Source organism: Halomonas icarae (genome assembly GCF_009901955.1).
Lineage (GTDB): Bacteria > Pseudomonadota > Gammaproteobacteria > Pseudomonadales > Halomonadaceae > Halomonas > Halomonas icarae.
Genome location: NZ_WUTS01000031.1, coordinates 1 through 1,833, shown reverse-complemented (window position 1 = coordinate 1,833; position 1,833 = coordinate 1). Strand labels below are relative to the sequence as shown.

2 protein-coding genes are annotated in these 1,833 nt (G+C 48.9%); one reads left to right on the top strand and one right to left on the bottom strand.

All coding sequences use genetic code 11. The features are described 5' to 3' along the window. The first annotated feature begins 63 nt into the window (after nucleotides 1–63). The gene (locus tag GRB80_RS16195) at nucleotides 64–537 is read left to right on the top strand and encodes an integrase core domain-containing protein (protein WP_161424446.1); all 474 of its coding nucleotides are present in this window, start codon (nucleotides 64–66) and stop codon (nucleotides 535–537) included. A gap of 377 nt (nucleotides 538–914) precedes the next feature. Here GRB80_RS16195 and GRB80_RS16190 read toward each other — a convergent pair. Beyond that, nucleotides 915–1,833, bottom strand: a 919-nt coding sequence (locus GRB80_RS16190; protein ID WP_161424445.1) for a LysR family transcriptional regulator, incomplete at its 5' end; no start/stop codon positions are given.

Here is a 1,833-nt window from a genome sequence, read left to right as displayed (position 1 = left end):
CTGCTCCCCTGGCGCTGGAAAGAAACTCTACCGGTCTAAATCACGCCGCACGAGGTGGGGTTGGTGGACCGTTTACGGTGTGGCAAGGATCGGCGAGCTAGCCTGGCGGTGGTCATCGACTGCTGTACGCGTGAGATCCTCGGCTGGCGATTATCGGACAATGGCAGCAGCAAGACCGCGGAGGCGGCGTTGGAGGAAGCGTTGATCTATCGGCTGGGAGCGCTGGGACGCGTTCAGCAACCACTGGCACTACGTTCCGACAACGGCCTGGTCTTCAGCAGCCGGCACTACACGGGCACGGTGAAGGCGTATGGGCTGACGCAGGAGTTCACGACGCCGTACACCCCTGAGCAGAACGGGCTCGTCGAGCGCTTCTTCCGTTCCTTGAAGGAAGAGTGCATCTGGCTCCATCGCTTCGAGTCGCTGGGCCAAGCCAGGGTCGTGATTGATCGCTGGATCCGGTACTACAACGAAGAGCGGCCACATCAGTCTCTGGACTATGTGGCACCCCGAGCACACCCAGCCTTAGCCGCGTAGGGTGTGCAGAAACCAGGGGGTCATTACAAGGCGAGCGGTGATGTGTCTAGCATGCACTGACTAGCGGCGACCCACCTGCTTACGCATCCTGGTCATATTCCAGCCGTGCCGGTGTCAGCCGCTCCTATACAGACCTGATGCCTGTAGAGCCTCAGCAGCATTCGCATCTCATTGCGGGCCATCATGTCCTGGACGGTGAAGGTGCTGGGTCCTATATACCTTTAATATAGTTTGCTGTTTAGTTTGTATCGAATGCTGGGAAGCTTTACTCAAGCTAGTGAGCCTGCCAATTAGTAAATCCTCTACTCTTAGGGGGCGACACGAGACACGATCGCAGTGTTTATGAATTACATCCGCACTATCATATGCTTTTGTTCTTATAGTGTTATATTGTTTTTGACACAGTCAATAAATGCGGAGGTTGTGGCTTTCTCACTTTGAGAAGTTTGCCAAGAAAGTATTTCACTCATCTTAGCTCTGCAATCCCTGATCGGTATAGATGTTATATCCTTATAGCCTTTGTTTTCAGCCTCTGAAACGACACTGATTCCTAGTCCAGCTAGCACCATTTCCAACACTGCTTCCCGGCCTTCTACCTCAATTGAAGGAAAAATAGGAAGTTTTTTTTCTTTCATTGTGTTTTCGAATACAACTCTAGTCATTGATCCTTTTTCTCGAATGACAATGGGCTGATTGCTTAGCTCATGTAGCTCTACTTCTTTCCTACCTGACCATGGGTGGCTTGTTGGTGCAATCACGACCAACTTATCCCTGCTTAGCTCAATCGTGCTAAGACGAGGATCGATTATATTGTTTGTTTCTGCCGTTACTGAAAAGTCAGACTCATGCTTTATTACTTTTTTTATGCATTCTTCTGAGTTTCCAGAGCTTAGCGAGAAGGATATATTGGGATGTTTTTCCTTGAAAATTTTTATATATGGCATCACATGGATGGGCGAGTCAGCAGCAATAGATACACTACCGGTCTGCAATTGCTTGGATTTAGTTAAATAAGACTCGGCATCATCTGTTGCAGAGAAAATAGTGTTGGTAATGGATAGAAGTTTTTCACCTTGTTGCGATAAAGTTATCTGGCGTTTGGATCTAACTAACAAACTTATATTATATCGCTCTTCTAGTTTTTTAACTTGATCCGATACTGCAGGCTGGCTCAGATTTAATCTTTTAGCTGCAAGAGTGAAGCTGCCACTGGTTGCAACGTAAACGGTCCACCAACCCCACCTCGTGCGGCGTGATTTAGACCGGTAGAGTTTCTTTCCAGCGCCAGGGGAGCAG